Genomic DNA, 6,431 nt, shown 5'->3' on the forward strand with positions numbered 1-6,431 from the left:
TCTCTATTTCCCCCTAGACTGTCATGCTCTCTTCTAAGGATAACCCAGGAACCGCGTTCATCGCTAGTGTATCGCGCTTACCGCGCACATACGCGTGATGTGCCGCCACCCCGATCATGCCCGCGTTGTCCCCACAGAGGTCAAGCGGTGGAATGACGAGTTGAATCCCTTCAGCTGTAGCCGCTTCTTGAAGCGCTGCGCGGAGGCCACGGTTCGCCGCGACACCACCCGCGACAAGCAATTGCTTCGCCCCTTTTTCCTTCACGGCACGAATCGCTTTCTCGACGAGCACTTCGACGACACTCGCCTGGAAGCTCGCCGCCAAGTTTTCAGGGATGACCGTCTCTCCCCGTTGTTCCGCATTGTGTACGGCGTTGATGACCGATGACTTCAAACCACTGAAACTGAAATCAAAGCTACCCGGTTCGAGACGAACGCGTGGGAAATTGTACGTGTCTTCCCCGACCGCTGCCAAACGGTCAATTGCAGGTCCTCCTGGATATGGGAGACTGAGCGTGCGTGCGACCTTATCGTACGCCTCACCTGCCGCGTCGTCACGTGTCTCTCCGATGACTTCGAAGACACCGTGTTCTGGCATATAGACGAGTTCTGTATGTCCCCCTGAAACGACGAGACAGACAAGCGGGAACTGCATCTCTTCAACGAGTTCGTTCGCGTAAATATGTCCGGCGATATGGTGGACACCGATGAGCGGTTTTTGATGGGCGAATGCCATCGCCTTGGCCGCACTGATCCCAACGAGAAGGGCACCGACGAGACCCGGTCCTTGTGTGACCGCGACCGCATCGACGTCTTCCATCGTCACGCCGGCCTCACTCAATGCATCGTCAATCACGTACGTGATGCGCTCCACATGATGACGAGACGCCACTTCAGGGACGACGCCACCAAATCGTTTATGACTCTCGATTTGAGAAGAGACGACGTTCGACAATAACGTCTTTCCGTCTTTGACGAGCGCAACAGACGTCTCGTCACAACTCGACTCGATCGAGAGAATCAGTGATGTGTTCATTCTGACTCACTTCCTAACTTCGCCCAATAAATATAGGCGTCTTCATTATTATCCTGATAGTAGCGTCTTCTCCGACCGGCTTGCATAAAACCGAACTGTTCATATAGTTTTTGCGCGCCAACGTTCGACACGCGGACTTCTAACGTCAATCCGACGAGTCCTTTTGACTTGGCGAACGCGACAAGTTCCGCTAACAATTGATTGCCGATGCCCTGTCCACGAAACTCAGGTAAGACGGCAATGTTTGTGATATGTCCTTCATCGACAATCGTCCAAACGCCGACAAACCCGACGACCCGTTTGTCATGGACCGCGACAAAGTAAATAGCCTGTTCATTTCGAAGCATCTCATTCATGAACGCCTCTTTTGTCCACGGAATGGCGAACGACGCTTCTTCGACTTTCGTCACTTCCTCGACATCAAGCCACGTCATCCGACGAATTTTCACGTCAGCCATTGTTTTGTCCCTCTAACCATTTCGCTTCCGCCTCGGCGAGTCGCAAATACTCCGGTTCAAACGAATGGACATCGCTCGTCTGATCGCTGAAGACGACCAAATCACTCGCACGCCCGTATCGATGGGCAGCCGGTGCTTCGATATAGTCATATTCACTTAACACGTCACGGAACGGTTCCACGTCTCCGACGACAAGGAAGCGACCTTGACTATTCAGTCGCAACCAATCCGCGACCGAGGCGTGCTGATCATGCGTTAGTGCTTTGTTGTGCTGATAATATCCGATATACGCGTTGCCACGGCGAGCGTCAATCAATGAAACGACCGGCAAATCGGTATTCGGAGCCGCTGCCATAAGCTGCAGGGCAGATACACCGATGAGTGGAAGATTGAGCGTATAAGCGAGTGTCTTCGCCGTCGTCACTCCAATCCGAATTCCCGTGTACGACCCGGGTCCTGTCGTGACTATGATGCGCTCGAGCATGTTCGGTGTCCATTTGACCGTTGCCATGAGCTGTTCAATCATCGGCATGAGTGTGACCGCATGATTTTTTGAGACCATGACCGTCGCCTCGGCTTGAATCTCTCCAGCCTCACTTAACGCGACTGACAAACGTGTCGTCGCCGTATCAATCATCAATTGCTTCATGCGAGCACCTCCTTGGCGATTTGAACGTAACGCTCACCCGTCGGAGCAAGTGTCAGTTTACGTTCTTCGTCGCCAACCCGTTCAATCGTGATGGCCAAGCGTTCTTCCGGGAGGGAGGACTCGATCAAGTTCGACCACTCGACGATGGCGACACCATCACCGTTGATATATTCCTCAAGACCGATGTCATCCCCCGTATCTTCGAGACGATAGACATCCATATGATAGAGCGGCAATCGCCCTTTATATTGTTTCATAATGGTGAAGGTCGGACTGTTGACGTTCCGCGTGACACCGAGTCCTTTTGCGAACCCTTGTGTGAACGTCGTTTTGCCGGCACCGAGGTCACCGTTTAACGTGATGACCGTCCCTGCTTCGACGAGTGTGGCCAAACGTTCTGCCACCGCCTGCGTCTCCGCTGCAGAATGCGTAATCAATGTATACATGAATGGTTCTCCTTTTTCACTTCTCATACGTACTCATTGTACACTTCATTTTAAGCAAAAAAAAACACGAAACGCTATCGTTTCGCTATCTCATTTAAAAATTGGTTGCGGGGGCTGGATTTGAACCAACGACCTTCGGGTTATGAGCCCGACGAGCTACCAGACTGCTCCACCCCGCGACGACATATGAAATTAAATAAAAATTGGTTGCGGGGGCCGGATTTGAACCGACGACCTTCGGGTTATGAGCCCGACGAGCTACCAGACTGCTCCACCCCGCGATGGTTTGAATTGTTTCGACATCCTCTATAATAAGCGAGACAGTTATAAAAAGCAACCATTTTCTTAATGTTTTTTCAAAAATGGAATCGGGAACAAATATAACAGCATAGACTATTAGAGAAAAGGGGCGCGACCGCCATGTCCAAATGGGGAAATCGATTCAAGAAATGGTTCTTTTCGGAGATCGAAGCCGAGATCACGTTTGACCCGGCAGCACTCATTCCGAAGCAGATCGTGACGGGTACGTTGCACGTCTCCAACCCGACAACGAATGTCGTTCGCTTACAGGAACTCACCCTGACCTTCTTGACGACGTTCAAAGACATCACCATGGAAGGAAACGAGTTCAATCGAGAAGCTGATATTCAAGAAGTCCCGATTCCACTATCGCTTGTACTAGAACCCGGAGCGAAAGAGGATGTTCCGTTTTCATTCGAGTTGACGATGTACGCACCCTCTTCTGCCGGCGCCCCGTATAGTATAGAGGCTACATTGTGGGACAAGGACATCAAGCGAGTTTGGTTTGATGTGATCGAACACATCGAAATCGAACCGATGCCTGAACTGAAACGATTACTCGATGCGACCGCTCACGCTGGACTTGAGCCGATGTTCGTCCGAAACGTGATCGACCCGCTCGGGGAAGAACGTCCGTATCCATTCGTTGAAAAGTATGGATTCAAGCCGGTCGGAGAATGGGCCGATGAGTTCGAAGTCGTCAAATCGTTTTGGCGCTTGCATGAAGACGGGATCGACCTCTACTACTGGCTCGACAACATCGAGAAACAGCGAACGCTCGAATCGATGGCGACCGACGTCGAATTGCGTCATCGTTCTCTCACGTGGGAACAACTCGAGCGCGAACAAGAACAGCTCGGTATCGGCATTCAAGATACGTTACGCAGTCACCGCTCCTCGTGAGCGGTGAGTATTTTTTAAGATGATGTGTAGCATTTGTTAATCGATCAAAAAGCTCCGAATAAGATATTTTTTATTCTCTTATTCGAGGCACTTTACTCTGTCTTTAGCTAGTTTTTTCTTTTCTAGTCATAATATAGTGATGCAAAATCGAAGTAATCACACCTAAGACTGATCCTATAACAATTGATACTAGTAAAATCGAAAAAATTTCTTGAAAGGTAACGGGTAGTAATAGTTGCGTTGCCATCAATAAAAAGACGAGGGTTACACCCGCTATAATCCACAGTAACGGTTTTTCCAAAGTAAGGTACTCCCTTCTTTAATAATTTTACCGTGCTCATTTCTTCTAATCTGAAGTATAAAGTACATATCTTGGAATCGATAACTCGGAGAGAATCGCCTGAATCCATTCGTTGAAGAGTTTTGATTCAAATCGATTGAAAAGTGTGCCGACGAGTTCGAGAGCGTCAAATCATTTTGGCGTTGAAGATACGCTACTCAGTCACCGCTCCTCGTGAGCGGTTTTTTCAATTTGAATTTCATCCTTACTCGTATTGACGATGGTTTGAAAGTGGTGGCGATACGGATGCATGAACAATTCATATTGCAGACGTCGCTCTACATGTGAAGCGTGTAAGTAGTCCAGGTCCATACCCCGTTCCTGAATATCACGATGCGAACGTCGCTTGAACTCAGTCTCCCCGTCTGTGTAGAGATAAATCGATTGATCAAAAGATGAAAGATCCAGGAATGCGACACTCATCCCTTCAATAATCGTGATCGGCTTCTCCGGATCAATCCATGTCCGCTCTAAATAGGGGACGTCGATTGTGTAAAAGCCGATTCCCTCTCGAATCATACGGACATCTCGCTCGAGTGACAGCAGATGATGTGCGGCCGGGTGACACGCCGTCATCTTATACTGATGGGTCGTTCCATCGTGTTGATACGTGAGGATCGTTTGTTTCCGCAACTGTGAATCTGTAATATACGGGTCTGTGTGAAGCAGGTTTATATCATCGAGTCGTTCCCGTAATTTTTCTGCCAACGTCGATTTTCCCGCTGCCCCGTGTCCGGAGATAGCAATCAGCGTTCGTTGATCCGGTCTCACGCTTTGTACGATATCCTCAATCAGTTGTTCCATGATTCTCCCCCTTTTGGTAATTTTGTTGTTTCAGAAAAACAAATACACGTCATTCATCCTCTATCCGTTTTCGATGCCTGATTGCTGAAACAGTAAACATCACAAAGGCACTCAACGAAATCGAACTGACAATGATCAGAGTGGTCGATATGGGAGAACTAAAGAAAAATGGAATCGATAAAATCAATAGCGCTCCCGTGACTGCCATCCCTCTAATAAGAAATACCATCGTTTTACTCATTTTCTCTTCGCTCTCCTTGAACTAAGCAACAAAATCCTTACTACTAGAAATCTAATGACAGACAGCTCATCGTGTCAGGATGAGCTGTCTTCTTTTTTCTTCAGTCTCGTCAAGCTTCTGTTCTAACGTTTCCACTTGTCTCGTCATACGAGCAATCAGCTGACTGATTTCCTTATCCAGTCCGTTCACTTGATCTAAGGAATCATTGATTCGTCCATGCATCGTCCATTCTGAAAAAATATCATCCAAAAAGTAATCTGCGAACTGAATAAGTGAACCTCGATTGACATGCAACTCCTGAACAATGCCTTGCACGTCCGCTAATTCACGGGAGAAACGCTCTAACGCAGATTGTAATTCGTGCATCGTCTGTTCGGAAGCATCTAGTGCCTCATGTTTCATTGCTGTGGCAATCAAGCCACCCCCGAAGAACGTGTCATACGTCGACCACCCCTTCGCACTATCTAGATGTTTGAGTGTTTTTGCAATCGTTGATCGCGCCGCCTTACCGGCAACGATGGCTTCCCGATACTCGATGAGAAGTTCATTCGTTTCGGCTTGTTGATTCGTGAGATGGTGTAGGTCTCGGCGAATAGCTGGATCTTTCGCAAGATGGGATTCTTTTGTTTCTAAGAAGGTCTCCCACTCAGCGTCGATTCCCTCATAAACCTCGAGCTGTTCTTGTAATTCTCGATGTTCGAGCGTCAATTCGTCAATCATCGCCTCGTGTTCTCGTAATTTCAGTTCAGCGCGAGCAGCCTCTTCCATTTCGATTGTCCGTTGTTCATCAAACGTGCCTCGTAACTTTCGCCATGTGTTGACGAGCGAGAATTCTTCAAGGTCATACACATCACGTTGTTCTTTCGTGAATGTATCGAGTAGTGTCTTCCGCACCGCCTCATGCTCGTTCAACTGTTTGTTTAGTATCTCTTGCTTACGCACAAGTCGATCGCGCTCGGCGATACGCTGTTGTAAGTCTAATTGGGTCTGCTGAAGATTTTGCATGATGTTTCTCCTCTCATTTTGTTTATCGAATGAGTCAATCTGAGGAGATTCATGATTTATAAACATCCCCTCTTTCTCTTACTTAGTACGAAAAAGAAGGGACAAAGTTTCAAAGAAACAAAAAAACGACCGAGCGTATGCTCGGTCGTCCTCTGCGTTGTTGCCTGGCAACGTCCTATCCTCACAGGGGGAGATCCCCCAACTACTTTCGGCGCTGAGACGCTTAACTTCCGTGTTCGGCATGGGAAC

7 protein-coding genes, 2 tRNA genes and 1 rRNA gene are annotated in these 6,431 nt (G+C 48.4%); 1 reads left to right on the forward strand and 9 read right to left on the reverse strand.

Features of this window, described 5'->3' with window-relative positions; genetic code table 11:
- Positions 1 to 13: 13 nt before the first annotated feature.
- The 6 genes from tsaD to KNO71_RS16405 all read right to left on the reverse strand — a co-directional run bounded on the left by tsaD (position 14) and on the right by KNO71_RS16405 (position 2,870).
- Positions 14 to 1,036 (reverse strand): tRNA (adenosine(37)-N6)-threonylcarbamoyltransferase complex transferase subunit TsaD, encoded by a 1,023-nt coding sequence (tsaD, locus tag KNO71_RS16380; protein WP_214689584.1) that lies wholly within the window; start codon positions 1,034 to 1,036, stop codon positions 14 to 16.
- Positions 1,033 to 1,494 (reverse strand): ribosomal protein S18-alanine N-acetyltransferase, encoded by a 462-nt coding sequence (rimI, locus tag KNO71_RS16385; protein WP_074034834.1) that lies wholly within the window; start codon positions 1,492 to 1,494, stop codon positions 1,033 to 1,035. The genes tsaD and rimI overlap by 4 nt, the downstream gene beginning before the upstream one ends.
- Positions 1,487 to 2,143: a tRNA (adenosine(37)-N6)-threonylcarbamoyltransferase complex dimerization subunit type 1 TsaB gene (gene tsaB / locus KNO71_RS16390; protein ID WP_214689586.1), complete on the reverse strand. Its 657-nt coding sequence runs from the start codon at positions 2,141 to 2,143 to the stop codon at positions 1,487 to 1,489. Before tsaB ends, rimI begins: the two co-directional genes overlap by 8 nt.
- Positions 2,140 to 2,589, reverse strand: a complete 450-nt coding sequence (gene tsaE / locus KNO71_RS16395) for a tRNA (adenosine(37)-N6)-threonylcarbamoyltransferase complex ATPase subunit type 1 TsaE (RefSeq protein WP_015880566.1) — start codon at positions 2,587 to 2,589, stop codon at positions 2,140 to 2,142. Before tsaE ends, tsaB begins: the two co-directional genes overlap by 4 nt.
- 102 nt (positions 2,590 to 2,691) lie before the next feature.
- Positions 2,692 to 2,768 (reverse strand) — tRNA-Met (locus KNO71_RS16400).
- Between the two features lie 25 nt (positions 2,769 to 2,793).
- Positions 2,794 to 2,870 (reverse strand) — tRNA-Met (locus KNO71_RS16405).
- A gap of 139 nt (positions 2,871 to 3,009) precedes the next feature.
- Here KNO71_RS16405 and KNO71_RS16410 point away from each other — a divergent pair.
- On the forward strand, positions 3,010 to 3,792 hold the full coding sequence (locus tag KNO71_RS16410) for a sporulation protein (RefSeq protein WP_214689588.1): 783 nt from the start codon (positions 3,010 to 3,012) through the stop codon (positions 3,790 to 3,792).
- Between the two features lie 502 nt (positions 3,793 to 4,294).
- Here KNO71_RS16410 and KNO71_RS16415 read toward each other — a convergent pair.
- From KNO71_RS16415 to rrf, 3 genes are all read right to left on the reverse strand, one after another.
- Complete coding sequence (locus KNO71_RS16415) at positions 4,295 to 4,936, reverse strand: uridine kinase family protein (RefSeq protein WP_214685630.1); 642 nt, start codon at positions 4,934 to 4,936, stop codon at positions 4,295 to 4,297.
- A 307-nt stretch (positions 4,937 to 5,243) separates the two neighbouring features.
- On the reverse strand, positions 5,244 to 6,182 hold the full coding sequence (locus KNO71_RS16420; RefSeq protein WP_214689590.1) for a coiled-coil domain-containing protein: 939 nt from the start codon (positions 6,180 to 6,182) through the stop codon (positions 5,244 to 5,246).
- Positions 6,183 to 6,344: 162 nt separating this feature from the next.
- Positions 6,345 to 6,431 (reverse strand): 5S ribosomal RNA (gene rrf / locus KNO71_RS16425); the annotation flags it as partial.

This window comes from Exiguobacterium sp. s163 (assembly GCF_018617135.1).
GTDB lineage: Bacteria > Bacillota > Bacilli > Exiguobacteriales > Exiguobacteriaceae > Exiguobacterium > Exiguobacterium profundum.

Coding starts and splice junctions, on each gene's coding strand:
- tsaD (WP_214689584.1), bottom strand. CDS start 1,036: ATGAACACATCACTGATTCTCTCGATCGAGTCGAGTTGTGACGAGACG.
- rimI (WP_074034834.1), bottom strand. CDS start 1,494: ATGGCTGACGTGAAAATTCGTCGGATGACGTGGCTTGATGTCGAGGAA.
- tsaB (WP_214689586.1), bottom strand. CDS start 2,143: ATGAAGCAATTGATGATTGATACGGCGACGACACGTTTGTCAGTCGCG.
- tsaE (WP_015880566.1), bottom strand. CDS start 2,589: ATGTATACATTGATTACGCATTCTGCAGCGGAGACGCAGGCGGTGGCA.
- KNO71_RS16410 (WP_214689588.1), top strand. CDS start 3,010: ATGTCCAAATGGGGAAATCGATTCAAGAAATGGTTCTTTTCGGAGATC.
- KNO71_RS16415 (WP_214685630.1), bottom strand. CDS start 4,936: ATGGAACAACTGATTGAGGATATCGTACAAAGCGTGAGACCGGATCAA.
- KNO71_RS16420 (WP_214689590.1), bottom strand. CDS start 6,182: ATGCAAAATCTTCAGCAGACCCAATTAGACTTACAACAGCGTATCGCC.